Source organism: Bifidobacterium sp. ESL0745 (assembly GCF_029433335.1).
Classification (GTDB): Bacteria; Actinomycetota; Actinomycetes; order Actinomycetales; family Bifidobacteriaceae; genus Bifidobacterium.
Genome location: NZ_JAQTHX010000001.1, coordinates 574,458 through 600,313 on the forward strand (window position 1 = coordinate 574,458; position 25,856 = coordinate 600,313).

Here is a 25,856-nt window from a genome sequence, read left to right on the forward strand (position 1 = left end):
TGATGTATCACATTCTCTGTAGTCGGGGTTTACTTACCAAGGCTTGACATTTGTGTTCCCGCCATTGTTGGCAGGGGTCTTCTTTTCACTGCTTACCGGACCGTTGGGCTGGTTGGCTTTGAGCGTATCCTCGACCTGTTTGCGCTGTTCGTCACTAAGCCCTTGTTTCTTGTTGTCGTCAGAAGAGGTTTTTGAACCGGAGACGTTGGCTTTGGACGAGGATTGGTTCTTATCGGCTTGCAGCTTGCGCATAGTGGAATCTGCAAGATCCTTGGAAATGCTGCTGTTGAAATCGATAAGCCTTTTTGTTTCGGGGGCAACAACAGCGCCAAACCGTTTTGCCTCATCGAATTGCGTGTCCGTCTGATCGAGCTGGGTCTTGAGCGTTTGCGCATCTGCATCAGGCTTTTTGGAATAGGCAATGTTCGCGTTCAGCGATGCGGTGGCCTCGTTGTAATTGTCGATCGCGTTGATATTGACCAAAACGATTGCGGCGACGGCCACACAGAGAAGCGCCACGACTGCCAGCGCCACACGTACCGGAAGAGCGACCATTGCGGTGCCACGTTTTTGCGTTTTTGATGTCGCGTTGCCGCTCTGCTTTTTACCGGGTCGATGATTTTTGGGTGGTGCAATCGGTGGTTGGGGAGCGTTCTTTTGCTTGTTCTTTCTGTTCACAGAAGCCTCCTTGACATACCGATCCAGCTAGCCAACTCGAAGGCCAGCAATACCGCCAATGCGATGGAAAGCGGCCAAACCATCGGCATGACTCGTTGGCGTCGTTTCGGGGTTTCCACACTTCTCCAATGTTTCGAAAGCGCGGAAACCGAGGATTTGCCGAGTTTATGTGTGCCGTCGAGCAGAATGCATTTGCCGCTCATTTCATCGGCGATGTCCGTCAGGTTCTTTTTGTCCATTTTCGATATTCCTGGTGCCCCGGTGGCTGGGTCCTTCACCCAATCCTGGTTGTCTTGGGCTGGCTGGTCACTCGGTGAATCGGTGGGTCCCGCCTTGATTTCCGGTATTTGCCCGCCCTGTTCGCTGCCGACACCAAGTGTGAAGGCATCATCAAGGTATTGGCGAAGGGAGGAGAAAGTACGGCGTGATTTGTCCGAGGTCTGTTCTCCGTCGGATATGTAGAACAGCACTATTTTATCCTGAGGGTGCGTGGAGCGCATCGATTTGAGTGCCACCAAAAGCGGGTCGATCGGAGCGTCCAACGTCGACCCGGAGGATATGGCGGTCGGTTCGGGGCTTAGTCCCGATGCCCAGTTGCGTATGGCAGCGGTATCGGGAGTCAGCGGCACGTCCAGTGTCGCGCTGGCACCGAAATGGACGGCGGCGAAACTGGAGTTGTCATAGATCGTGGTCAGGTCGTTGATGGCCTTTTTGGCCGCATCCAGCCTGGTGATTGTTTGCGCGGAACCGTATTGGGCGTCATCAACGGCCATGGAACCGGTTACGTCGGTGGCGATGACCACGTCGGTGGTGTTGACAGCCCTGCTTGTGGTCGTGGTGACGGTCGACGGGGTCAATGCCATCAGCGCAATAATCACGCAGATGGCACACCGGCGTGCGCATGCCCACACCGTTTCGTCGCTGTTGCCGCTCCTATGTCGGTGGACGACGACAAGCGCGACCGCCAGGCCGATCATGACGGCGGCGATGGCGATCCCGGCAGGCCAACCGAGGGCCGGGCTAAAACGCAAGTTCATAAGATCGTCGAGGTTCATCGTTTGAGCCTCCAAGCAAGGCCTATCCAAAGCGTGACCAAAAGCGCCAATGCCAGCGTCCACCAGCCGGGCGCGTCGACCAAAGCGGCCTTGCGCACCTTTTGTTCGTCACGGTTCTTTCGTTTTTCAATGGTCTGAACGAGGTTTTCTATGGGCTTGCCCGAATGTACGGAGAAATACGAGCCGCCGTGGGATGTGATGTCGTGTTGCATCTCAATGGTCGACGCATCATTCTCGTTGCTGGCCGGGCCTGCGTATAACCCGTCCACCACGATGCCGGCCTTTTGCGTCAGGTCCAAAGCGGATGAAAGCGTGTACGTCGATTTGCCCGAGAAATTATCGGTCGCCAGCACGATTGAGGCCTTGTCAGCCTCGGCTGCGGATCGGTTCGACTTGCCATAGGTGAAGCCCGGCAACATGGCGGCACAGCTGACCAATCCGTCGCCGATAAGGCTGGTCTGGTCTTTTCTGTTCTGTGTGCCGTCGATAAGATCCGAGAACTTCTGCAATGTGCGCGGATCGGTTTTGTCGATTTTGTCCTGTGAGGAAATGCTTGCCAGAATGTCGCTGGCATTCTTGAGTTGCCCAGAAACCAGTTGGTAGTCATCGGTCAAAGGGAACAGTGTGCGTGAAGTCGAGTTGAACAGGCTCAGCCCGATGCGTTCGCCTTTGAAATTGGAGACGAGCCGCTGATAGGAGGCGAGCACTTCGTGATCGTATGACAACATTGAAGGCGAGACGTCCAGGCAGAGCACAATGTCGCGGTTTGAAGCCCTTTCGTCGGCTTCATCGACGGTGGATGGCCTTGAAACCGTCACCAGGGAAAGCAGAAGCGCGATTACCAGCACCACCGTTGCGGTGCGTCCCAATACACGCCACTGGCGAAAAAGCTCGCTGACGACTTCGGTATTAAGGTCCTCGTCAAGGCCGAAGACCGGGATCTGCGCAGAATTGCGGCGTCGACGGGAAGAGACCAGCAGCCAGACGACGATAAGTACGATTGAAAGAGCGAGACCTATTACGCCCGCCCACGGCCAATGCCATTCGAGATTCACTTTCTCCACCTTTCGATCAGGTTGGAGACCCATTCAGCGGCCTGTTCGACGCTGGTGGAGCGGGCTTCGACATGGTGCTCGGCATCCGCGAATTCCGGCGGATAGAGGGCATTGATGGTTTGGCGCAAGAGTTTCATTCCTGGGTCTGAAGAAGCGGAAACAGGTAGATGGTTGATGTCCGCAAGGGTGTAAGTGCTCATGTCCTTGCCGGTTTTCACGCTGGCGAAATCACGTGCCACTTGAGCCAGATCGCGTAGTGCGGCATCGCGCGTCAGTTCGCCGCGCGCGTGGCGTTCGACGATGTCATCGATCCGCTCGCGCCATGCCCGCTTGTCGTTCTGGTTGCTGTGGACGCCATGGGGTTTCGGAGCGGTTTTCCTTTTCGGTTTTGACAACACCAGTATCGCGATGAAAAGAATCACCGCGACCGCAAGAAAGCTGATGAACGCGACGATCAAAGCCGTCGGCATGGTGATAAGGCCTTCGGGCTTGCGTTCGTCTGCGTTCGTCACCATGGCATTGAAGCCGAGGAAACCTTTGGAACGAATGGTTTCCTGCGCGCCCATTGCTTGTCCTATTCGAGGTGGAAGGAGGAATTGCATCGTCGGACTCATGCCATTCCTCCTTCAAGTATGGAAAATGACTGCGGTGATTGGAATGAGGTCTGCTTCAACGTCACACTTACCAGGTTGATGAATTGGGAGAACATATCCTCGCTGGATGTCGCGCGTATCAACATGGTTCCGCTGGCCTTCAGCTGTTCTTGCAACTGCATTGTCACATATTTGCGATGCGTGTCGACGGCATTGGCCGCTGAGTCCCTGATCAGAAACGAGGGGATGCCTCTTCCGTCAAGTCCGTCGGTGATATGGCCGAACCCGACCTTTCTGAAGGGATTCAAAGTCGCCACGTCGATGAGCATCAGCGGATGCATCGCGGCGATGAGCCGCAGAGCATGCAGATGGTCCTGGCTCAAGGCATGCTCGTCAGTGGCGATGACTAAGAGGGAACCCTGGTCGTTGAGGGTTCTGGCATAGCTGAGCAATGCTTCGAAATTTCGCGGGGAACGCTTGGAGCCACCCAACCCGTTGTCGATGGCCCGCTCGAATTGGGCGAGGCCGCCCTTGAACGGTTTGCGGATGATGTTCTTGCTGTCTGCGAATACCAGCGAAATCCTGTCATGCCGGCGTGCACTCAAGGCCGCGAACATGCACATCGCGTTGCCTGCCACCTCAGATGCAGTTTCCCCGGAGGATGTGCGCCCCTCCATTTCCAGGCCATGATCCAGCAGCAGGTGGACCCGTGAGGTCACGAGGCGCTCGCGGTCGATGACCATGGGATGGCCGGCCTTGGCGCTGGCCTTCCAGTCGATGAGTCTTGCCTCATCCTCAAAGGTGTAGTCCCTGGTGGATAGAGGATCGTTATTGCCTCCGAGCCTTGACGAGGAATGTTCGCCTTCGAGCACTCCGAGGGCGCGACGAACCGTGGGCAGAGTCAGTGTCGAGGAAAGGGTCTCGATCTTCCTGCGCACATTTGCCGCTTCGAAAGAGGTCTGACGTGGGTCGGAACTCATGGAACGGGCACCGTTTCGACAATGGAATCGATGATCTGGTCGGTGTTCACGCCTTCGGCCTGGGCTTCGAATGTCAGCAGGATACGATGACGGAGAATCTCATGGACGAACTTTTTGACGTCTTCGGGGATGACGTAGTCGCGCCCGTTGAGCAGGGCCTGGGCCTGCCCGATGCGGACCAGCGAGATTGAGGCACGAGGGCTCGCTCCAAGCCTGACTTTTGCAGCAAGGTTCTTGATCGGGTGGTTGCCTGCGCCTCGTGATGTGGCCACCAGATCGACGGTATAATTCATGATCGCTTCCGAGACATGGACGCGACGTGCGGCGGCGCGAAGGAAATCGACGTCGGCGATGCTCAGGGCATCCTGGGCGGGGACCGTGGGATCCACCACATCCGTTCCTCGTTGGGTAAGCATGGCGAGCATGCGCGTTTCGTCGTCCGCGCTTGGGTAGGTCATGATGGCCTTCATCATGAAACGGTCCATTTGCGCCTCAGGAAGGGTGAACGTTCCCTCTTCCTCGATAGGGTTTTCCGTGGCGATGACCATGAACGGTTTGGGCAACGCTATGCGCTTGCCGCCAATCGTCGTGGCTCCTTCGGCCATCGCTTCGAGCATGGCCGATTGGGTTTTGGCGTTGGAACGGTTGATTTCGTCGAGCAGAACGAAGTTGGCGTGGATCGGGCCAATCTGGGTGGAGAACTGCTGTTTTGAAAAATCGAAGATCTGCGTGCCTACAAGGTCGGAAGGCATGAGGTCGGGCGTGCATTGTACTCGTCGGAAGGTGCCGGAAACAGAGGTTGCCAAGGTCTGTGCGGCCGTGGTTTTTGCAAGACCCGGCACCGACTCGATGAGGATATGCCCTCCTGCGATCATGGTGGTGATCAGCGCCTCACGTAAATTCTCCTGCCCGATAAGCGTTTGGGCGAAGCGCATGCGGATGCGGTCGGCCAGTTGTTTGGCGCGGGTGCCGTCGCTGACTCCGGGCTGAGCGGCGGCAGTCGGCACAGGAATTGAGGTTTCGCCCTGTTGGGCTGCAGATTGTGGCTGTTGCGGACGTGGTGGGAAAAATGCCATGATGATTCATTCCGGTTTCAGATGGTTCGTGTCTCTTGTTGCTCTGTGAGTGGCATTGTACTGGCTGGTACGGTCGAACCCGAAGTGAGGTCCCAGTTGACCGGTTCGGCGCCCATTTGTTCCAATGCCGCGTTGGCGCGCGAAAACGGGCGGGAACCGAAGAATCCCCGTGAAGCGGAAAGCGGGCTTGGATGAGGGGATTTGATGATGAATGCATTGCTCAGCAAAGGTTCCAGGCTTTGCGCGTTGCGACCCCAGAGAATTGCGACCAGAGGCTTGGGACGGCCTTCTTCCTCTTTTCTTGCGTTCAGGGCGGTGATGGCTGCATCGGTTATTTTTTCCCAACCTTTGCCCTGATGGCTGTTGGGTCGACCCACCCCGACGGTCAGGCAGCGGTTGAGGAGCATGACGCCTCTTTCGCACCATGGGGTGAGATCTCCGTTTTGAGGGATCGGCAGGCCCAGGTCGTCGTGCATCTCCTTATAGATATTCTGCAGGCTCTTGGGCACGGGACGCACATCCGGGTTGACACAGAAGCTCAGGCCCACAGGATGGCCTGGTGTCGGGTAGGGGTCTTGCCCGACGATCAGCACCTTGATGGAATCAAAGGGTATGGTGAAGGCACGCAGGATGTTACGGCTCGCCGGCAGATATTGTCGCCCGGCTCGGTGCTCCGCGCGCAGGAAATCTCCCATCCGGTGAATGTCCGGTTCCACATCGGCAAGGGCCTGCGCCCATCCGGCCTCAACTAGCTGTGACAGTGGTTTGATATGGGTTTCGTTCATAGACCCAACCTTAGGTACCGGGCGGTATGTTTGATTTTCTTACTAGACAATATATTTATTTTTTGAGGATTTTTGGTGACGGTCGAGTTTTGGCGCTAGAAGACGCTATAGTTGATAGTAACTGTTTGTAGCGGAAACAACGGAGGAGAATTATGGCGCGCGATGAACGAGGTACCTATGAGTCTTACCAAAAGGACGCGTTCGATAATCCTCCGAAGGGGCCTATAGGCGTTCATCGTGGCAATACTTCTTTGCTTTCACGTTCCATTCCGTACATCGTCGTGGTTGTTGTGGCCATTCTCGCTGGTCTTCTGGTATGGGGGTTCTATTCTGGGGAACTGCAAAAAACCTTTGGCGGGCACAGCCAGAGTCAATCCCAGACGGTGAGCGCACCGAAGGTCGAAAAGAAGCAAACGACAAAGGAAAACACCGATACCAAATCCGATACGGATACTTCTACGAATCAGCCTCAGCAGACGACTCCTCAGCCTGGACAACAAGTGAACAAGCAGACCGCTGTCCAGGTCATCAACGCAACACATACCAACGGGTATGCCGCCAAGAAGACGGATGTGCTGAAACAGGCGGGCTACACCAATGCGACCCCGGCGAATCCCAGCGGTTCGCTTCCTTCCTCGACGGTTGTTTGGTATCAGAATGACACGGATAAGGCCACGGCACAGGATGTGGCGAACACTTTGGGAATTACCGCCGTTCAGCAGAAAAACGGCATCGCCCAGGCGATTGTTGTCGTGCTTCTCAACTGATACAGGTATTTTATTGATTCATATCTGTTAAAAGATGATCCGTTGATCTGGTAATTGTCTTTTTTATGTGTATATTGTTCATTTTCACGGCGTGTTGTGCGTTTTTGACCGGGGTCGTGGCTATAGTAAACGTATGTCATGTGATGTGGTATCCGGAATCAGCCGGGTTCCTCATATTGTTTTCGCGTGACACTCGGATGAGAGAATGGTTATTATGGCACAAGGTACCGTGAAGTTCTTCAATGCTGGCAAGGGATACGGATTCATCAGCCCCGATGACGGGAGCGAAGATGTGTTCGTCCATTATTCCGCTATTCAAAGTGACGGCTTCAAGAAGCTCGATGACGGCGACAAGGTGGAATATGAATTTGAGCAAGGCCCGAAAGGCCTGCAGGCGACTAGCGTCACCAAGCTCTGATTTCTGACCAGTACATATATTTAACGTCGGGTCCCAATTCTTTGGATTGGGCCCGATTTTTTTCATGCCAACAGCGCAATTTCATCAGTTTTGGCACTCGACGCGGGGGAGTGCTAATCTAGCAATTAGCACTCGAAGCCTAAGAGTGATAATCGGCAGCTGACGGTTGGTTATCATGTTTTATCGTTTTGGGTGAGTCAATATTAGCTGTGTAGCCACTTGTGGAGGAAACAATGGCAAAGATGATTGCATATGACGAGGAAGCTCGCCAAGGAATGCTTGCGGGTCTTGATGAACTCGCCAATACCGTCAAGGTCACGCTGGGCCCGAAGGGCCGCAACGTTGTGCTCGACAAGAGCTATGGCGCCCCGACCATTACCAATGATGGTGTTTCGATCGCCAAGGAAATCGACCTTGAAGATCCTTACGCCCGTATCGGTGCAGAACTGGTCAAGGAAGTCGCCAAGAAGACCGATGACGTCGCTGGTGACGGCACCACTACCGCTACCGTGCTTGCCCAGTCACTCGTGCACGAAGGACTGAAGAACGTGGTCGCCGGATCCAACCCGGTGGCGCTGCGTCGTGGCATCGAAAAGGCTTCGGACGCCGTCGTCAAGGAGCTCGTCTCCGTGGCAAAGGACGTGGAAACCAAAGAGCAGATCGCTGCTACCGCTACGATTTCCGCTGGCGATCCTGAGATTGGCGAAAAGATCGCCGAGGCGCTTGACAAAGTCGGCCAGGACGGTGTCGTAACCGTTGAAGACAACAACCGTTTCGGTCTCGATCTTGAGTTCACCGAAGGCATGCGTTTCGACAAGGGCTATATCTCCCCGTACTTCGTTACCAATAACGACGACCAGACCGCCGTGCTCGACAACCCTTACATCCTGCTCACGAGCGGCAAGCTCTCCAGCCAGGAAGACGTGGTTCACATCGCCGAGCTCGTCATGAAGAGCGGCAAGCCGCTGCTCATCATCGCCGAGGACGTTGACGGCGAAGCGCTGCCGACTTTGATTCTGAACAAGATTCGTGGCACCTTCAACTCCTGTGCTGTCAAGGCCCCAGGCTTCGGCGACCGCCGCAAGGCCATGCTGCAGGATATCGCGATCCTGACCGGCGCGCAGGTCGTTTCCGACGATCTGGGTCTGAAGCTCAACTCCATCGATATGTCGGTGCTTGGCCAGGCCAAGAAGGTCATTGTCTCCAAGGACGAAACCACCATCGTTTCCGGCGCTGGTTCCAAGGAAGACGTCGAGGCTCGCGTCTCGCAGATCCGTGCCGAGATCGAGAACACCGATTCCGACTATGACCGTGAGAAGCTGCAGGAGCGTCTTGCCAAGCTTGCCGGCGGCGTGGCTGTCATCAAGGTCGGTGCCGCTACCGAGGTTGAGGCCAAGGAACGTAAGCACCGCATCGAAGATGCCGTTCGCAACGCGAAGGCCGCCATTGAAGAGGGCCTGCTGCCCGGCGGTGGTGTTGCGCTCGTCCAGGCTGCCAAGAAGGCTGAGGAATCCGCAGATGTCAAGGCTCTGACCGATGAAGAGGCTACCGGTGCAGCCATCGTCTTCCGTGCCATTGAAGCCCCGATCAAGCAGATCGCCGAGAACTCCGGTGTCTCCGGTGATGTCGTCTTGAACAAGGTGCGCGAGCTGCCTGAAGGCCAAGGCTTCAACGCTGCGACCAACAAGTACGAGGATCTGCTCGATGCCGGTGTGGCCGACCCGCTGAAGGTCACCCGTTCCGCTCTGCAGAACGCCGCTTCCATCGCCGGCCTGTTCCTGACCACCGAAGCCGTGGTGGCCAACAAGCCGGAACCGAAGCCGGCTCCTGCTGCGGGCCAAGGCGCTGACATGGGCTACTGATCCGTACCTGATGCCTTGGGCGTTAGGGTAGAAACCCGAAGGCGTTAAGGCGTCGATAGGACTGTAACGGGACTGGTATCTCCTAGTGGGATACCGGTCCCTTTCCGATATATGGCCCGGATGAATGAAGATTACGCAAAGGCGGGTTATAGGTCAAAAGTTGGTTGTAATTCAGGTTCGGTCTTGGCGTTTTCGCTGAAACTTGCAATATGCTTTTAATCTTTCGCCAGATTTAAAAATTTTGGTATAAACCAAAAACCGTTTGAAACACAGGAATTCATTTTGTTTATAGGCAACTGCGGGCCGAGTCCTGTGTAGGATTCCTGTCACAGCACATTGCAGGCCCATTGGTGAACCTGCCCGCTACAGTGGTGGATATGTCAGTCAGCACTTCATGTCGTATGAGCAGTACCGAGGACTCCGGAATTTCGTCACATTATGCAAATCGCTTCATGCCTTATGCAGGTCGTCGGCATGTCGCGACAGCGGGACTTGCGTTGGGCTCATTTGTTCTTGCCGTGATAATGCTGATATGTTCCGTCATCGGCCCTGCCGCTTCTGCAAATGCGGCAACAGGATCGGTGGGGGAGCTCAGTTCGGAAGTTACCGACCCCCAGAATCTTCTTGGCGGCCAGGTTTCACGAGTCAATGATGAGATTGCATCGACCAAAACCCAGACCGGAGTGACGGTGCGTCTGCTTTATCTCGCGAATTTCACCGGGACCAAGGATCCCGATAAGTGGGCCGCGGAGACCCTTCAGTCCACCAAACCGCCGGCGAATACGGTTTTGTTGGCGGTGGCTTCGAACGATGGCAGACTTGTGGTGGCGGTGTCCCATAATTCCGACGACTGGTTGAAAGACAAGAAACATGTCTCCGAGCTTTCCCAAGCCGCATTGGGACCCATCCAAAAAGGCGACAATCCGGATTGGCCGGGTTCGGCCTGCGCGATGATGGAGAAGATCAAGGCACTGCATGGCCAAGATACTTCGAAAAAGCCGAAGATCATCATTGCGGTTTGTATTGGTATCGTAGTGCTGTTGGTCGCTGTTGCGGTGGTCCTCCTTGTGCGCCGCTGCAAGGGTTCACGTGCTAAGTCCGGGTCGTCCGGCAAAGCTGGCGAGACCGGAACGGATGGAACCGTAGAAATGACGGAGGCCGGCGGGAGCGGCAATAAGGAACCGTCGGGTCGCCCCACCAGAGGCCCTCGCCACAGGAAAAAGCATTAACGACAGCGGTTTTGCAAGCGATGTTGGCTATGGAAATAAAGGTCTGGTTGATCATGGCCTTTCCTCAGCATTTAGCTGAGTGATGAATCATGCAATTTGTGCAGGAAGCATTCAGGAAACATACAGACAGACGAGTCATTGTTATGGCTATGACCAAACAGATAGAAGCATCAATCGTTGTAGTGGACGATGAGCCGTCGATTCGTGACCTTCTCGTCGCTTCCCTGCACTTTTCCGGGTTCGAGGTCGCTACGGCGGCCTCTGGAACCGAAGCCATCGAAGTCATCGAAAAGACACAGCCGGACCTGATCGTCCTCGACGTGATGCTGCCTGACATCGACGGCTTCACGGTGACCCGTCGCATCCGTCAGGAAGGCATCGACGCACCGGTGCTGTTTTTGACCGCACGCGACGATACCCAAGACAAGATCATGGGACTTACAGTGGGCGGCGATGACTATGTCACCAAGCCATTCAGTCTCGAAGAGGTGGTCGCGCGCATCCGTGCAATCCTGCGCCGAACCCACGAACAGGTGGAGGACGATCCGGTCATCCGTGTGGGTGACCTTGAAATCAACGAGGACTCCCACGACGTTTCCCGCGCGGGTCAGACCATCGATCTGAGCCCGACGGAGTACAAGCTACTCCGTTACCTGATGGACAACGAAGGCCGTGTGCTTTCCAAAGCCCAGATCCTTGATCATGTCTGGCAATACGATTGGGGCGGGGATGCGGCCATCGTCGAATCCTATATCTCCTACCTGCGCAAGAAGGTCGACGGTGTGGTGGTCACCGATTCCGATGGTACGAAACACAAGGTATCCCCATTGATTGAGACCAAGCGTGGCATCGGCTACATGATCCGCGAGCCGAAGGACCAGTAATAGCCATGAATCAAGCACAGGCGTCGGGCAAACCGGAGGACAGCGGGGGTGCTAAGGCGGGTTTCCCAGAAGCGAAGGTCGATTCGGTGCAGCAACCTTACGCACAAAACACTGCCGAGAAGTCAGACAAAGGCAGCAAACCCAGCAGGTTTCCCGCATTTGCAAGAATGCGCAAACGCTGGCTTGGACGTCTCGATGCAGTGCCGCTTTCCACCAAACTGGTAGCTTGTACGCTCGTGCTGCTGATGGTCGGTACCTTTGGCATCTCGCTGACCATACGACAGCTGGTCAGCAGTTATCTCGTCCAGAAGACCGACACCCAGCTGCGCGACCAGGCCCAGCTGGTATACAGCAACGTCGATTTGCTCAGCAGCAAGGACGAAAACGAAAATGTCGGGCCCAACGAATACTTCATGCAGCTGCGCGATACTCATAACAACATCGTCAGCACCCCTCTGGTTCCGGTGCTGCGCAACAGCATCGTCTCGGAACCGGTGCTCCCCGCCAATGGTTCCATGGGCGATGTCCAGTTCGACAAGCCCTTCACCGCCCAAGCAAAGGTTCGAGAACTAAGCTCATCGGTCAAGGCGGACAAACGAACGATGCAGGTGGCCCAGGCCCCATGGCGCGTGCTTGCGCTGGAAGGCCGGGAACGTGGGCCTGATGGCACCAGCGTGTTGAAAATGACCGTATACATCGGCGTTTCCATGGCCGATCAGATTGACATCATCAGTACCTTGACCCAATACTCGATTTTCGTCAGCATCATCATTGTGTTGCTCGGTGCCGTCGTGGCGACGCTGATTATTCAACGCACGTTGCTGCCGTTGAAGCGCATCGAGAAAACCGCTGCCAAAATCGCTGCGGGTGACCTGAGCCAACGTGTTCCGACGGCCCCTGAAAACACGGAGGTCGGTTCGCTCGCCGCATCGTTGAACGCCATGCTGGCGCGCATTGAATCAAGCTTCCGTGAGCAACGTGAGACCACAGAAAAAATGAAGCAGTTTGTCTCCGATGCCAGTCATGAGCTGCGCACCCCGTTGGCGACGATTCATGGATACTCGGAACTGTATCACATGCAGCGTGATCTGCCAGGGGCCTTGGAACGGGCCGACGAGTCCATCGACCATATCGAGGCTTCAAGTCAGCGGATGACCGTGTTGGTGGAGGATCTGCTTTCGCTTGCGCGACTCGACGAGGGGCGTGGCATCGACATGACCCAGCAGGTCAATCTGACCCAGCAGCTGCGCGATGCCGTTGACGATCTGCATGCATTGGACACCAGTAGGACAATACGGCGCGGAAGACTTGAACTCAATGCCAAGGACGGCAACAAGCCGGCGTATCTTGCGTTCAAGGAAGGCCAATTCCCACTGGTGACGCTTACCGGTGATGCATCGAGGCTGCGTCAGGTCATCACCAATATTGTGGGCAACATCCATCGATACACTCCTTCGGATTCCCCCGTCGAGGTTGGTCTGTCCCTTCTTCCTGCCTCAATCAGTCCAGAATCGCTGCAGCGTATGCCGTCCAACCCACAATCATTGCGTTATTTCCTTGAGGCGGTGGAAGTCGGACAATCCATGCAGATGGGTATGAACTATGCCGTGTTCAGCTTCATGGATCACGGGCCTGGCGTTCCTGCCGATCGCCAATCCCAGATCTTCGAACGCTTCTACACCGCCGACCCATCGCGCGCCCGCCAAAAGGGAGGCACGGGGCTTGGCATGTCCATTGCGCAGTCCGTGGTGCGGGCCCACCATGGGTTCATCGACGCGACCACAACGCTGAATGGCGGAGGTCTGACGCTGACGGTGATCCTACCCGTCGGCCCGGTGGAACCCCAAGTGCCGCAACCAGCGTTGAGTGCCGAGGACGGAAAAGCCGGTAAATCGGATAAGTTAAGCAAGTCATCGCGGCAAAACAGGCAGGGGAGTCGTCAAGGCAAGTGGTCACACCGCGAGAAAAACAAGACGAACCGATCCGACCCGCATAGCCACGAAAACTAATCCAAAGAAACTTACTGAGACCGATTTTTCCGATTGTCTCGGTGGATATGGCATTAGGCGACGGGTAGGCGCTTTCGAAACTTATTGTATGACAATTTATCCGATTCGCTTATCCTTTATTTGTCCGTTTCCAGCCCGCTAACGTGCACTGATTGGCTCGTCGTTGAAAAATCTCCTGTTTCCAACCCATGGTTTCGCGGTTTGCGTAGCCGTTAGGCTAAACTGGTGATATTAAGGAAAATACGGAATAAGAACAGAGTGTTCCGTTTGAAGTTTTCAGGATGAATGAGGTGTGTCATGCCCAGTGGAAAAGTGCGTTGGTTCGATTCCAAGAGGGGTTACGGTTTTATCACCGACGAAGAAGGAAACGATGTGTTCTTGCCTGCGGCCGCATTGCCGACAGGTACGTCGACCCTGCGTAAAGGTGCGAAAGTAGAGTTTTCTTTGGTGGACGGACGCAAGGGGCCTCAGGCCATGGATCTGCATGTATTGGGACCGGTGCCTTCCGTGGTGCGTGCAACCAGGCCCAAACCCGATGATATGGCAGCCATCGTCGAGGATCTGATCAAGCTGCTCGACCAGGCCGGTAATTCGCTGAGGCGCCATCGCTATCCGAACCCCGGCGAAAGTCGTAAGTTGGCGACGTTGTTGAGGGCTGTTGCCGATGATTTCGATGTCGAGGACTAAAGAAGGAAACTGGAAGACAGTATGGCAGAGGACAGTATGACGGTAACCACTGCAGACGAGACTGCTGGGGATGACGAGGCGAAGCTCGATCCCCGCGCTTTGGCGAAGTCGGTGGTGCTGAGCGTGGCCGACGAGCCCGAAGAGGTCGGGGACTTCGTGCAAAGCATCGATCTGGGCGACAATGTCACTGATTTTCGTTTTGAGGCCTTAAGAAAGGGCTACGAAGGCTGGCAATGGGCGGTGACGCTCTACCACGATGTTGATCGTGACACTTGGAGCGTCAATGAATCCACGCTGGTTTCCACGAAGGACTCCTTGCTGGCACCGGCGTGGATTCCTTGGAAAGACAGACTTGAGGTAAGCGATCTTTCGGTGACCGATTCGCTGGGCACCGATCCGGATGACCCGCGTATGGAAGACGGATTTCGCAAAACCGAAGCCGTTGGGTCCGAAGACTCCAGTGTTGCCGAAGATGATGCGAAAAGTAGCGGTACCTCTGATGGAATCGACGGTTCTGATGACGGAATGTCATCGGCTGAGAACGTCGACGGCTCAAAAAGCGCCAAGGATGGAGTAGAGAATGCCACGGAGGACGTGCAAAATGCCGTCGATCGCGCTGAATCTGAAAACGCTCCAACCCAGGAAACGCGCTCCGAAGACGATCAGATCGATCCCGAAACCGGAATCAGCACCGAACTCGAGGATACAGTGGAGGAGTTCGCCCTTTCCCGCCGACATGTGATGAGCGAGCTGGGCCGTTCGCAGACCGCCAAACGGTGGTATGAAGGTCAGCACGGTCCGAAATCGCTTTCCACCAAGACGGCTGAAGGCAACCTGTGCTCGACCTGTGCCTTCTTCATCGGCCTCAAGGGTGACCTTGACACCATGTTCGGGGTGTGCGCAAACCGTTGGAGTCCTGATGACGGGCGCGTCGTTTCGTTGGACCATGGTTGCGGTGAACATTCCGAAATCGAGCAGCCTGAGCCTTCGCACCTGTGGGTGCAGTCCAAGCCGGCGTTCGACGACTTGCACATCGATATCATCGCGCAGGCGCCGCGTGAGGAACGTGGGCAGGTGGAGCTCATCGAGTCAATCGACGATGACGAGGACACGGACGAGGATACGGCAACCGAAACCGATATCGCCGAACATGCAGTTCCTGGGTCGTTGGACGATGATGTGGATGCCGATGACGACAATGACAATGACAATGACAATGACAATGACAATGACCAGGGTGCCGTGTCAAGTGCCGTCGCTACCGAAGTTGCCGTGGAATCGACCATTGATTTAAGCGATGACGATGACCTGCAGGATGAGAACGACGATGATGATTCGTCGGACGATGATAGCGATGACGATTCCGATTCACTTGGCGATCAAATCGAGCAGACGGATGAAGACGAATCTGATGACGACGATGAATCAGACGATGCTGATGACGCCGAAGTCGATGGCGAAGGCGAAACGCAAAGACAGTCTGAAGATTCCACGCAGGCCGCGTCTGCTGCCGATGACGATGCCGGCGAAGTCACAACGCAATCTCACGATGACTGAGAACAGGAGCGTAGCGTTGATGACGTCGAACGAAACGGGTCAAAAACGGTATGAATGATTGAAGTCTAGCCGTTTTCGCCGTGTTTGTTGCGTTCTCAGCGCAATCGTCGTGCGGCATGAAATAAACGTCATCGTAAATCGGTAGAGTTAAATGGATTATCAACAGTGGAAGGACAAGTATGTTCGAACGGTTTACTGACCGTGCCAGGCGCGTGATTGTGCTGGCGCAGGAAGAAGCCAAGGCCCTCCAGCACAACTATATCGGTACCGAACATTTGTTGCTCGGTCTGATTCGTGAAGGCGAAGGAATCGCGGCCAAGGCGCTTGCCGCCAAGGGCGTCACCTTGGAGGATACGCGCAAGCAAGTTGAGGAAATGATCGGCAAGGGCAACGCTGCGCCGAATGGTCATATTCCGTTTACCCCGCATGCCAAGCAGGTTCTTGAACTGAGCTTGCGCGAAGCGCTGCAATTGGGCCATAGCTATATTGGCACCGAGCACATTCTGCTCGGTCTCATCCGCGAGGGTGAGGGGGTGGGCACTCAGGTGCTCATCAAGATGGACGTTGATCTGGGCGATCTTCGTAGTACCACCATCGACCTGATCCGTGGAAACTCCGGCGGTGCCGAAGCCGACAACAAAGGTGATCTTGCCAACGCGGGTAGTGTGGAGAACAAGGGTCGTCAGACCGGTTCTGCAATCCTTGATCAGTTCGGCCGCAACCTTACCGCGGAAGCTGCGGAAGGCAAGCTGGATCCGGTCATCGGGCGCGCCAAGGAAATCGAGCGTGTCATGGTTGTGCTTTCCCGGCGCACCAAGAACAACCCGGTGCTGATCGGCGAACCCGGTGTCGGCAAGACTGCTGTCGTCGAAGGCCTGGCTCAAAAGATCCATGCCGGCGACGTGCCGGAGACCTTGAAGGGCAAGCAGGTCTATTCGCTTGACTTGGCCTCCATGGTGGCCGGTTCGCGTTATCGTGGCGATTTCGAGGAACGTCTGAAAAAGGTTCTGAAGGAAATCAAGACCCGCGGCGACATCGTGCTCTTCATCGACGAAATCCATACTATCGTGGGTGCAGGTTCGGCCGACGGCGCATTGGGCGCTTCCGATATTTTGAAGCCGATGCTGGCCCGTGGCGAGCTCCAGACCATCGGTGCCACCACGACCGACGAATATCGTAAGTACATCGAAAAGGACGCGGCGCTCGAACGTCGTTTCCAGCCCATTCAGGTCGACGAGCCGTCCATCGCGGACACCATCGAGATCCTGAAAGGCCTGCGCAGCCGTTATGAGAATCACCACAAGGTGACCATCACCGACGGTGCGCTCCAGGCCGCGGCCGAGCTTTCGTCGCGTTACATTCAGGATCGCAATCTGCCCGACAAGGCCATTGACCTTATCGACGAGGCAGGTGCCCGACTGCGCATCAAACGCCTCACCGCACCGCCGGAGCTTAAGGAGCTCGACGGCAGGATCGCCAAAATCTCCGACGAGAAGGACAAGGCCATCAAAGGCCAGGACTTTGAGAAGGCCGCCGAACTGCGTGACCAGGAAGGCAAGCTGCAGACTGAGCGCAAGGAAAAGGAAAAGACCTGGCGCGAGGGCGGCAGCGATGTCAAGATGGTCGTGGACGAAGAAGTGATTGCGGAGGTCGTTTCCTCGACCACTGGCATCCCGGTCTTCAAGCTCACACAGGCCGAATCCAAGAAGCTCCTGAATATGGAGTCCGAACTGCACAAGCGCATCATCGGCCAGGACGAAGCGGTTTCCGCGCTTGCCCGTTCGATTCGCCGTACGCGTGTCGGCCTGAAGGATCCGAAGCGTCCCGCAGGTTCGTTCATCTTCGCAGGCCCTACCGGTGTCGGCAAGACCGAGCTGGCCAAGGCATTGGCGCAGTTCCTCTTCGATGACGAGGATGCGCTGATTCGCGTCGACATGTCCGAGTTCTCCGAGAAATACGCTGCCTCGCGCCTCTTTGGCGCGCCTCCAGGGTACGTCGGGTACGAAGAGGGCGGCGAGCTCACCGAGAAGGTCCGCCGCAAGCCGTTCTCCGTCGTGCTTTTCGACGAGATTGAGAAGGCCCACCCCGACATCTTCAACACACTCTTGCAGGTGCTGGACGACGGCCATCTGACCGACGGTCAAGGCCGCAAGGTGGACTTCAAGAACACCATCATCATCCTGACGACCAACCTCGGCACCAAGGACATCGCCAAGGCCGCCAACACCGGCTTCAGCTCCGGCAATGACCAGGAGTCGAGCTATGAGCGCATGAAGAGCCAGGTGACCAGCGAGCTCAAGCAGCAGTTCCGTCCTGAGTTCCTGAACCGCTTGGACGACATCATCGTCTTCCGTCAGTTGACCGAGCCACAGGTCCGTCAGATCGTCGATCTCGACTTGGGCCAGCTCAATGACCGTCTCTTCGAGCGTCACATGACCATCGAATTGACGGATGCCGCCAAGGATCTGCTCGCGCAGAAGGGCTTCGACCCGCTGCTTGGCGCCCGTCCGCTGCGTCGCGTCATCACACGTGACATCGAGGACGCCGTCTCCGAGAAGATTCTGATGGGAGACCTCAAGAACGGTGAGAAGGTGGAAGTCGACGCCGAAGGCGAAGGCATCCTGGGGGAGTTCACCTTCAAGGGTGTGCCCTTCGAGGATCCGAGTGCCAAGCCGGCCGACACCGATGCTGATGGTAAGCAACCAGAATTGGTAGGTGTCGGTGCCCCGGTTGATACGGCTGCCGGCGCAGCTGCATCAACTGATTCAGGCGATGCGCCAGCCGCTCCGTCATCAACGCCAGCACCCGATTCGTCAGCGGATACGCCGCCGAACGCGTCGAATGATTCTTCGGTTGAAGGCTCTGACAGTGGTTCTGATGCCTCAGCCAATTCGAATGAGTGATATTTGCATAAGCGGGCGCTGATTCAGTAGCCCCTACTGTGTGAAGACCCGGTTTCCTCAAAAAAGGAGCCGGGTCTTCACACATACTCGTTCCTGAACGCCTCACAGCACAAACCCTCTGCCAGTGAGAAAAGCACGATTTGATTCCGTTTCGGTACTTTTCTCACTGGCTCGATTTGGAATAGGGAAGTGATAGCGGCAATTTATTCACTGATCTCTTCTTGGCGTACAACAAACTCTGCATTTCGCCAACGGTGGGGTGTACACACTTGAGCGGACGATGACTCAATTGAGTTTGTGGGTTGAATAGTTTTTCAGATGTTTGCCAATGTGGCCGATGACAAGCTTTCCCCCGGTTTTATCAGCAGCCCAGCAGTAGTATATGCGCACGCTTCGGCTGTCGTCTTTTCCTCCGCCACGTTTCAGATGGCTTTCGATGCTGATGATGTGGCCCTGGTACCCGACTTTTCGTAGATTCATGTAATCATCATCTTTGTGCGTCTCATGGCCTTCGTGCAACGCTACCGTAAAACCTCCGACGACATCATCCTGCTCTAGGAACGTCTTCGTGATATTGGAGTTTTTCGTCTCTTTATAGGTACGGTATAGCGGCTGGCACATCATATACATTGCCTGCCATAAATAGTTTGGACGGGTTACGCAGTCTTTTAGACTCTCGTATGCCTCTTTTGTCACGACGATGCGATCGCTGAAGATTGCGGCAAAAAACGTTACGATTTTGATGTCGGTTTCGTGGTTTCTGGTTGTATTGTCCGCCATCAGATTCTGCGGGGAAGACGAAGTGATCAGCTGCTGGATTTCGAGGTAATCGTTTTTGCCCTCTCCTCCCTTTTCAAGATTGGAAAGCCGGTTGATCAAATTGTAATTCTTTGTCTGCAGCTCATAGTTGTTCTGCTGGCTCTTGGAAAGGTCGCTTTCGTATGATTTGGCCAGTTTCAGCATGTCATCCGCATTGTTTCTGCTGCTTTTTAGATTGTCCAGTAAACCGGTGATCTGAGCCTGCAGATCCTTAACACTAGTAGTCTGCGAATGTTGCGGCTGTTCATACTCAATTGTTTGGTTTACCTGAGTAGCAATGGATGCACTGAGCTTTTCCAGTTTTTCCTTGTAGTCATTGAAGTGCTGCTTTGATTCGACAAGGTTCTGCTCAAGTCTGGATTGCTGGAGGTCATCCTTGACGTCCGACAAGCTGATAAGATCATCCGTCTCGTATGAGTGGACATCCTGGGCCAGAGCCTGCCGAAGAATGTTTTCTACACTATCAGTGTCTTTTTTATCCTGGCCTTCTCGAAGCTGTGTTATCGCCTTGCTCGACAGACAGCGATGCCTGCGCAGGTCCCTGTAGATTTCCTGCTTGTTGTTCAACCGTGGATGGGTTGCGAACAAGCGGATCGAGTAAGGCTGATAATTGAAGGCGACGATGGGTCGTTTGCGCATGATTTCCCTATCCTCATCTGCGCTTTGCGGACTGCAAACCAAGGCATTGGGGTAAAGTTTTGTGTCCAGATCGAAAGGATCCACGGGGTAGCGTCCCTGGCTATCAGGGCTGATATACAGAATCGGGTAATCCCGGTCTTCATCGCGCACCAGATTCCAAAACTTTTCTGCGGATATACCTCCATTCCCCACGACCATATTCATTTTGGTAATATCGAATCCCGATTTGGTGCATTTCAGTGTGCCATCCTCAACCAAAATCCGAATCAGTGCCGGAACCGAGGGCACAGGAGCATTTTTGGAAGGTCCGATAAAACCTGGTTGGTCTAAATAAGAGACAATGAGGGAAAATTGTGCGGAAGATGAGTCTTCGGACTGTCGAAACCCTATTTCCGTCATCCATTCGCGTGGTGCATAGACGACTCCTTCGACTTCCCTGGCTTTTCTTTTTTCGCAGAATTCGCACGCCCATTCCTGTGCGATGTTCTTATAGTTGGTCACCGAGGCAGTGGATAGGGAGAGGTCGACATTGTTGTCATGCCTGTACAGGTTGGTCCCGGATTTTGCATAGGTGAGGTCGGTGTTGTCCTTCAGGAAATTGTAATATCTTTTGTGATGTATCCACTTTTTGATATCCAGAAGAATCTGCCACAAAAGATCCGTGTATTCGCTGGAATCTGACAGCGAAATATCAAACCGACATTTATAAAAAAGAACTGCGCCCAACTTCATTGCCGACCTACCAGTATTGTTATTTGCTAATAATCAATAATATATAATTAATGGCTGCCACATGAATATTCTATGACAGCCATTATGTTTGTTAATCGATTCTGCTTACTTCACGGCGTTGAGCCACTGTTCCTTGGTGGCCTTTTCGGCTTCGAGCTTGGACTTCTTGGCCGGGTCGGACTCGGCGGCGATCTGGGCGTTGAGCTCATCAAGCTGGGCCTTCAGCTGGGTCTCGAAGCTTGATACGCGGGCATCGGCTTCCGGGTCGCTCTTCTTCCAAGCGGCTTCCTCAACGGCCTTGATCTGGTTGTCGACGGCGTCAAGGCGGCTTTCGATGCGGTGCATGTCCTCGCGCGGCACATAGCCAATCTGATCCCACTCGTCCTGAATGTCAGCCAGCGCCTGACGTGCCTTCTTGGCGGCCTTCTCGTCGGCGACCGGCACCAGCGCCTCGGCTTTCTTCAGCAGCTCTTCCTTCTTGGCGAGATTGTCCTTTTCGTTGGAGCTCATTTGGTCACGGTCGGCCTGGCGCGCATTGAAGAACACGTCGCAGGCCTCGCGGAACCTGGCCCACAGTTCGTCGTCTTCCTTGCGTCCGGCGCGGCCGGCGGCCTTCCAACGGTCCATGAGCTCGTTGAACTGATGGGAAGTGGCGCCCCAGTCAGTGGAGTCCTTGATCTCGTTGGCTTCCTTGATGATTTCTTCCTTGACACGCTTGGTCTCCTCGCGGGAGGCATCGCGGGCCTGCGCCCACTTGCGGCGGTGCTGGTTGAACGTGGTGCGGGCGGCGGAGAAGCGTTTCCACAGCGCGTCGGCGGTCGGCTTGTCAATGCGGACACTGTTGCGCTGATGCTCCTGCCATTGCTCGAAGAGCGAACGGAACTTGTCAGCGGTGGAACGCCAATTCGTGTTCTCTGAAAGCGAATTTGCAAGTGCCTCAGCCTTCTCCACGATGGCGGTGCGCTCCTTGATGGCCTTTTCGAGAGCGGCCTTGCGAGCCTCGGCAAGCTCGGCCTTCTTGGTCTCTCCGGCTTTCTTCAGCTCCTCATACTGCGCCTTGAGGGCGGCGATGTCGCCTACGATAGCGGGGCTGGCGGTTTCCTCGCCGAGCGTCTTGATGGATTCATCAATCTCGTGGGGCTTGATGTTCGCGGCCTTGAGGCGTGTGGCGAACAGGTCGAGCTTGGCCTTGAGGTCGAGATAACGACGTGCGTAAAGTGTCAATGCCTCGTCGTTGGTGACACCGGGGAACTGACCGACCTCGCGCTCACTTTCGCCTTCCTTGACATACACAGTGCCTTTGTCGTCGACACGACCGAATGCTTCGGCGGCCTTGACGTCGGTTTCCGAGTATGTGTGAGCCGGGGCTGTGACCGGGTGCTTCGCCGGTTTCTTGGCAAAGGCCAGGGGGGAGGGGACATGCGGCTTTGGTGCGGGCTTGGCTGGGGCTGCCGGCGCGGCCACAGTGGGCGCTGCCTTGGCCGGTGCAGGAGCCTTCGGCGTGTCGCCAACCTTAGATGTCTCGGGTTGCGTAGCCTTGACGGGTGCAGGAGCCTTCGGCGCTGCAGGCTCAGCAGGAGCCGGTGTGTTTGCCGGTTCTACCGGTTTGGACGTGGCGCTGGCCTGTGCGTCCGCGGCAGGCTGCGCTGCCTGTGCGTTGGGTTCATTGGTGTTTTTCGATTCAGTGACTTGTTCGTCGGCCATGGCCAGCTCCTTGAGAGTCTTCGTGTAACAGGCGTCGCAGAGTCGAGACGGTCGTCTCGATTTTCCGCAACACCACTTATTATAGGGAGTTATGGCAAAAGGCGCATCAATTTCAGGATTTCCGGAGTGGCTACCTCAAGAAAGGGTGGTCGAACAGCGTGTCATCGACACGGTCCGCAGGGTTTTCGAACTCAACGGATTCATCGGCATCGAGACCAGGGCAGTGGAGGAAGGCTCGAGTCTTCTGAAGAAAGGCGAGACGAGCAAAGAAATTTATCTGCTCTCGCGTCTGCAGGAGGTCGGCCACGAATCCGACACGCCTATTGAGCATCGCCTTGGCCTGCATTTTGATTTGACCGTTCCTCTGAGCCGTTACGTGGTCGAGCACTCCGGTCAGCTCGCGTTCCCGTTCAAGCGTTGGCAGATCCAGAAGGTCTGGCGCGGCGAGCGTCCGCAGGAAGGCCGCTTCCGTGAGTTCGTCCAGGCCGATATCGATGTGATCGGCAATGGCGAGTTGGAGGACCATTATGAGGTCGAATTGCCGCTGGTCATGGTCCAGGCGCTTGAGGAACTGCGTAAATTCGGCCTTCCGAGGGCCACTGTGCATGCCAACAACCGCAAGCTTTCCGAGGGCTTCTACCGCGGGCTTGGCCTCACGGATGTCGAGGGCGTGTTGCGTGAGATCGATAAGCTCGACAAGATCGGTGCCGACGAAGTGGTCAAGCTTCTGGTCAGCGAGTGCGGTGCCGACGAAGCGCAGGCTCGCGCTTGCCTTGAACTGGCGGAACTCACTGCCAAAGACGGCAAGGAACTTCTAGAGAAGTTTGATGAGCTGTGTGCCAAGCACGGTATTGCACAGGACAGCGACGCATACCGGCTTGCCCGCGAAGGCCTCGATACGTTGGCGATGATCGTCGATGAAGCGGCCATCACCCGTCCCGGCTCCGTCATTGCGGATCTGAAGATTGCGCGTGGTCTTGATTATTACACCGGTTCCGTCTACGAGACCTTCCTTGACGGTGCCGCTGAGCTTGGTTCCATCTGCTCCGGCGGGCGGTACGACAACCTCGCTTCACAAGGCAACAGGAAATATCCGGGTGTAGGCCTGTCGATCGGCTTGTCTCGTTTGGTCTCCTATATGCTGCACACCGCAGGTGCGCACGCCTCCCGTGTTTCGCCGGCAGCCGTCATGGTGGCCGTCTGGAACGAGGACGATCGCTTGGATTGCAACCATATCGCCGCTGCCCTGCGCAAGCGCGGCATCGCCGCCGACGTGGCTCCGAAGGCCGCAAAGCTCGGCAAGCAGATCAAATATGCCGACAAACTGGGCATTCCCTATGTCTGGTTCCCGGCCGACGCATCGGGCGACGGCGAGGGCAGCGACCATGACGAGGTGAAGAACATCATCACCGGTGAGCAGGTTCCCGCCGATGCCAAGTCATGGCAACCCGATACTGTGTATGCTCAGCAAACCGTCTCTTTGGACAAGTAAAAGAGCGCGGATTTTCGCGGTTTTCGAGCGGTTAGTAGATAAGGAATAGAGGGAGCATGAGCCAGACGGCATATAGAACACACCATGCCACTGAAGTGACCGAGGAACTGATCGGCCAGAAGGTAACCCTTGCGGGCTGGGTCGACCGCAGGCGCGATCACGGCGGCGTCGCCTTCATCGACTTGCGTGACAGCACCGGCTTGGTGCAGATCGTCATTTACGACGAGGAGATCGCCCGTCCGTTGCGCAGCGAGTTCGTCATCCAAGTCGTCGGCGAGGTGCGTGAGCGCCCGGATGGCAACGAGAACGAGCACCTTTCCACCGGCAAGGTCGAGGTCGTCGTCGAAAGCCTCAAGGTGCTGGCCAAGTCCGACGCGCTGCCGTTCCAGGTTTCCACCGCCCTGGAAAACGAGGCCGAGAACAAACTTCCTGGCGAGGATGTGCGTCTGAAGTATCGTTATCTCGATCTGCGTCGTCCTTCCATGCAGCGCAACTTGAAGCTTCGCAGCGACATGACCCGTGCGGCGCGCCACGCGCTGGAGGATATGGACTTCACCGAAGTCGAGACACCGACCTTCATCAAGTCCACGCCGGAAGGTGCGCGCGACTTTGTGGTGCCGGCACGCTTGGTGCCCGGCTCCTGGTACGCGCTGCCGCAGTCCCCGCAGCTTCTGAAACAGCTGTTGATGGTAGGTGGTGTTGAGCGTTACTTCCAGCTCGCACGGTGCTACCGTGACGAGGACTTCCGCGCCGACCGCCAGCCCGAATTCACCCAGCTCGACATGGAAATGAGCTACGTCGATCAGGAAGACGTGATGGCCATGGCCGAGAAGGTCATCGCCGCCATCTGGAAGACCCAGGGCTATGACGTCAAGCTGCCGATCGACCGCATCACCTGGCAGGACGCGATGGACAAGTACGGTTCCGACAAGCCCGATCTGCGTTTCGGCAACCCGATCGTCGAACTCACCGATTACTTCAAGAACACGCCGTTCCGCGTCTTCCAGGCACCCTACGTCGGTGCCGTGGTCTTCGAGGGCGGGGCCGATACGCCGCGTCGTCAGTTCGACGCATGGCAGGAATGGGCACGCCAGCGCGGGGCCAAGGGCCTCGCCTACGTCCAGTTCACCGGCGACGGCACCCTCAAGGGGCCTGTGGCCAAGAACCTTTCCGACGAGGAACGCAACGGTCTGAAAGAGGCCGTGGGCGCCAAGGACGGGGACGCGGTGTTCTTCGCCGCGGGCACCCGTGAATCCTCGCAGCTGCTGCTCGGTGCTGCCCGCGTTGAGATCGCGCGTCGCGCAGGCCTGCTCGATCCGAAGAAGTTCGCCTTCACATGGGTGGTCGACTTCCCGCTCTTCAAGCGCACCGACGACCCGGACGACGACGATGTGGCCGTTGGCCATTCCAAGTGGACTTCGATGCATCATCCGTTCACCATGCCGAGCGCCGACTGGATCGATAAGTTCGACAAGGACCCGGAACACGCCATGAGCGACTCCTACGACATCGTCTGCAACGGTGAGGAGATGGGCGGAGGTTCGGTGCGTATCCACCGCAACGACATCCAGGAGCGTGTGCTCGATGTGCTCGGCATCGGCGAAGAGGAAGCCCAGGAGAAGTTCGGCTTCCTGCTTGAAGCGTTCAAGTACGGTGCACCGCCTCACGCGGGCATCGCTCTTGGCTGGGACCGCACGGTTTCGTTGCTCGCCGGCGTTGACACCATCCGCGACGTCATCGCCTTCCCGAAGGCCGGCGGCGGCCGCGATCCGCTCACTGGTGCCCCGGCTCCGATTTCCGATGCTCAGCGCGCCGAGACCGGCGTCGACTACGATCCGGATGAGGACAAGGACTAGTTCGGTTTCGTAGGCTTTGTTCCAAATACGTTGGTATTGAAATGTGCCCGGTTGTGCTTGCAAGCCGGGCACATTT

19 protein-coding genes and 1 pseudogene are annotated in these 25,856 nt (G+C 56.0%); 11 read left to right on the forward strand and 9 right to left on the reverse strand.

Annotated features, from left to right (window positions below):
- Nucleotides 1-33 precede the first annotated feature (33 nt).
- From PT275_RS02090 to PT275_RS02120, 7 genes are read right to left on the reverse strand one after another with little or no spacing between them, the layout of a single operon-like run.
- On the reverse strand, nt 34-678 hold the full coding sequence (locus PT275_RS02090) for a DUF6466 family protein (protein ID WP_277151896.1): 645 nt from the start codon (nt 676-678) through the stop codon (nt 34-36).
- Entirely contained in the window at nt 675-1,733 is a 1,059-nt protein-coding gene (locus tag PT275_RS02095; RefSeq protein WP_277151898.1) for a VWA domain-containing protein, read from the reverse strand. Before PT275_RS02095 ends, PT275_RS02090 begins: the two co-directional genes overlap by 4 nt.
- A complete protein-coding gene (locus tag PT275_RS02100; protein WP_277151900.1) occupies nt 1,730-2,788 on the reverse strand; it encodes a VWA domain-containing protein in 1,059 nt (352 codons plus the stop codon). The genes PT275_RS02095 and PT275_RS02100 overlap by 4 nt, the downstream gene beginning before the upstream one ends.
- Complete coding sequence (locus tag PT275_RS02105; RefSeq protein ID WP_277151902.1) at nt 2,785-3,354, reverse strand: hypothetical protein; 570 nt, start codon at nt 3,352-3,354, stop codon at nt 2,785-2,787. Before PT275_RS02105 ends, PT275_RS02100 begins: the two co-directional genes overlap by 4 nt.
- 44 nt (nt 3,355-3,398) lie before the next feature.
- Nucleotides 3,399-4,361, reverse strand: a complete 963-nt coding sequence (locus PT275_RS02110) for a DUF58 domain-containing protein (RefSeq protein WP_277151904.1) — start codon at nt 4,359-4,361, stop codon at nt 3,399-3,401.
- The gene (locus PT275_RS02115; protein WP_277151906.1) at nt 4,358-5,437 is read right to left on the reverse strand and encodes a MoxR family ATPase; all 1,080 of its coding nucleotides are present in this window, start codon (nt 5,435-5,437) and stop codon (nt 4,358-4,360) included. Before PT275_RS02115 ends, PT275_RS02110 begins: the two co-directional genes overlap by 4 nt.
- Before the next feature lie 17 nt (nt 5,438-5,454).
- Nucleotides 5,455-6,222: a uracil-DNA glycosylase gene (locus PT275_RS02120; protein WP_277151908.1), complete on the reverse strand. Its 768-nt coding sequence runs from the start codon at nt 6,220-6,222 to the stop codon at nt 5,455-5,457.
- Between the two features lie 152 nt (nt 6,223-6,374).
- Between PT275_RS02120 and PT275_RS02125 the strand changes: the two genes are divergently transcribed.
- The 9 genes and pseudogenes from PT275_RS02125 to PT275_RS02165 all read left to right on the forward strand — a co-directional run.
- Complete coding sequence (locus PT275_RS02125; RefSeq protein WP_277151910.1) at nt 6,375-6,989, forward strand: LytR C-terminal domain-containing protein; 615 nt, start codon at nt 6,375-6,377, stop codon at nt 6,987-6,989.
- A gap of 214 nt (nt 6,990-7,203) precedes the next feature.
- Nucleotides 7,204-7,407 carry a cold-shock protein gene (locus PT275_RS02130; RefSeq protein WP_277141744.1) on the forward strand — a complete coding sequence of 68 codons (204 nt, stop codon included), beginning with the start codon at nt 7,204-7,206 and terminating at the stop codon, nt 7,405-7,407.
- Nucleotides 7,408-7,640: 233 nt separating this feature from the next.
- Nucleotides 7,641-9,269, forward strand: a complete 1,629-nt coding sequence (gene groL / locus PT275_RS02135) for a chaperonin GroEL (protein WP_277151912.1) — start codon at nt 7,641-7,643, stop codon at nt 9,267-9,269.
- Nucleotides 9,270-9,721: 452 nt separating this feature from the next.
- A complete protein-coding gene (locus PT275_RS02140) occupies nt 9,722-10,498 on the forward strand; it encodes a hypothetical protein (protein WP_277151914.1) in 777 nt (258 codons plus the stop codon).
- A gap of 149 nt (nt 10,499-10,647) precedes the next feature.
- Nucleotides 10,648-11,382 (forward strand): response regulator transcription factor, encoded by a 735-nt coding sequence (locus PT275_RS02145; RefSeq protein WP_277153621.1) that lies wholly within the window; start codon nt 10,648-10,650, stop codon nt 11,380-11,382.
- 167 nt (nt 11,383-11,549) lie between these two features.
- A complete protein-coding gene (locus PT275_RS02150) occupies nt 11,550-13,391 on the forward strand; it encodes a HAMP domain-containing sensor histidine kinase (RefSeq protein WP_277153622.1) in 1,842 nt (613 codons plus the stop codon).
- 297 nt (nt 13,392-13,688) lie between these two features.
- Nucleotides 13,689-14,078, forward strand: a complete 390-nt coding sequence (locus PT275_RS02155; protein ID WP_277151917.1) for a cold shock domain-containing protein — start codon at nt 13,689-13,691, stop codon at nt 14,076-14,078.
- 21 nt (nt 14,079-14,099) lie between these two features.
- Nucleotides 14,100-15,635, forward strand: coding sequence for a DUF3027 domain-containing protein (locus PT275_RS02160; RefSeq protein ID WP_348519503.1), 1,536 nt, complete (start codon nt 14,100-14,102; stop codon nt 15,633-15,635).
- Between the two features lie 179 nt (nt 15,636-15,814).
- Nucleotides 15,815-18,325, forward strand: a pseudogene (locus PT275_RS02165) (ATP-dependent Clp protease ATP-binding subunit); the annotation flags it as partial.
- A 498-nt stretch (nt 18,326-18,823) separates the two neighbouring features.
- Here the strand turns inward: PT275_RS02165 and PT275_RS02170 are convergent.
- Both PT275_RS02170 and PT275_RS02175 read right to left on the reverse strand, forming a co-directional pair.
- Complete coding sequence (locus PT275_RS02170; RefSeq protein WP_277151919.1) at nt 18,824-20,728, reverse strand: hypothetical protein; 1,905 nt, start codon at nt 20,726-20,728, stop codon at nt 18,824-18,826.
- A 105-nt stretch (nt 20,729-20,833) separates the two neighbouring features.
- Nucleotides 20,834-22,432 carry a DUF349 domain-containing protein gene (locus tag PT275_RS02175; protein ID WP_277151921.1) on the reverse strand — a complete coding sequence of 533 codons (1,599 nt, stop codon included), beginning with the start codon at nt 22,430-22,432 and terminating at the stop codon, nt 20,834-20,836.
- A gap of 91 nt (nt 22,433-22,523) precedes the next feature.
- Here PT275_RS02175 and hisS point away from each other — a divergent pair, with 91 nt between their 5' ends.
- Complete coding sequence (hisS, locus tag PT275_RS02180) at nt 22,524-23,924, forward strand: histidine--tRNA ligase (protein ID WP_277151923.1); 1,401 nt, start codon at nt 22,524-22,526, stop codon at nt 23,922-23,924.
- 56 nt (nt 23,925-23,980) lie between these two features.
- Complete coding sequence (gene aspS, locus PT275_RS02185) at nt 23,981-25,780, forward strand: aspartate--tRNA ligase (protein ID WP_277151925.1); 1,800 nt, start codon at nt 23,981-23,983, stop codon at nt 25,778-25,780.
- Nucleotides 25,781-25,856 lie beyond the last annotated feature (76 nt).

What these genes read in the sequence shown, in the direction of transcription:
- PT275_RS02095 (WP_277151898.1), bottom strand. Translation starts at nt 1,733, where the DNA reads ATGAACCTCGACGATCTTATGAACTTGCGTTTTAGCCCGGCCCTCGGT.
- PT275_RS02105 (WP_277151902.1), bottom strand. Translation starts at nt 3,354, where the DNA reads ATGGGCGCGCAGGAAACCATTCGTTCCAAAGGTTTCCTCGGCTTCAAT.
- PT275_RS02110 (WP_277151904.1), bottom strand. Translation starts at nt 4,361, where the DNA reads ATGAGTTCCGACCCACGTCAGACCTCTTTCGAAGCGGCAAATGTGCGC.
- PT275_RS02115 (WP_277151906.1), bottom strand. Translation starts at nt 5,437, where the DNA reads ATGGCATTTTTCCCACCACGTCCGCAACAGCCACAATCTGCAGCCCAA.
- PT275_RS02120 (WP_277151908.1), bottom strand. Translation starts at nt 6,222, where the DNA reads ATGAACGAAACCCATATCAAACCACTGTCACAGCTAGTTGAGGCCGGA.
- PT275_RS02125 (WP_277151910.1), top strand. Translation starts at nt 6,375, where the DNA reads ATGGCGCGCGATGAACGAGGTACCTATGAGTCTTACCAAAAGGACGCG.
- PT275_RS02130 (WP_277141744.1), top strand. Translation starts at nt 7,204, where the DNA reads ATGGCACAAGGTACCGTGAAGTTCTTCAATGCTGGCAAGGGATACGGA.
- groL (WP_277151912.1), top strand. Translation starts at nt 7,641, where the DNA reads ATGGCAAAGATGATTGCATATGACGAGGAAGCTCGCCAAGGAATGCTT.
- PT275_RS02140 (WP_277151914.1), top strand. Translation starts at nt 9,722, where the DNA reads ATGCCTTATGCAGGTCGTCGGCATGTCGCGACAGCGGGACTTGCGTTG.
- PT275_RS02145 (WP_277153621.1), top strand. Translation starts at nt 10,648, where the DNA reads ATGACCAAACAGATAGAAGCATCAATCGTTGTAGTGGACGATGAGCCG.
- PT275_RS02150 (WP_277153622.1), top strand. Translation starts at nt 11,550, where the DNA reads ATGCGCAAACGCTGGCTTGGACGTCTCGATGCAGTGCCGCTTTCCACC.
- PT275_RS02155 (WP_277151917.1), top strand. Translation starts at nt 13,689, where the DNA reads ATGCCCAGTGGAAAAGTGCGTTGGTTCGATTCCAAGAGGGGTTACGGT.
- PT275_RS02160 (WP_348519503.1), top strand. Translation starts at nt 14,100, where the DNA reads ATGGCAGAGGACAGTATGACGGTAACCACTGCAGACGAGACTGCTGGG.
- PT275_RS02170 (WP_277151919.1), bottom strand. Translation starts at nt 20,728, where the DNA reads ATGAAGTTGGGCGCAGTTCTTTTTTATAAATGTCGGTTTGATATTTCG.
- PT275_RS02175 (WP_277151921.1), bottom strand. Translation starts at nt 22,432, where the DNA reads ATGGCCGACGAACAAGTCACTGAATCGAAAAACACCAATGAACCCAAC.
- hisS (WP_277151923.1), top strand. Translation starts at nt 22,524, where the DNA reads ATGGCAAAAGGCGCATCAATTTCAGGATTTCCGGAGTGGCTACCTCAA.
- aspS (WP_277151925.1), top strand. Translation starts at nt 23,981, where the DNA reads ATGAGCCAGACGGCATATAGAACACACCATGCCACTGAAGTGACCGAG.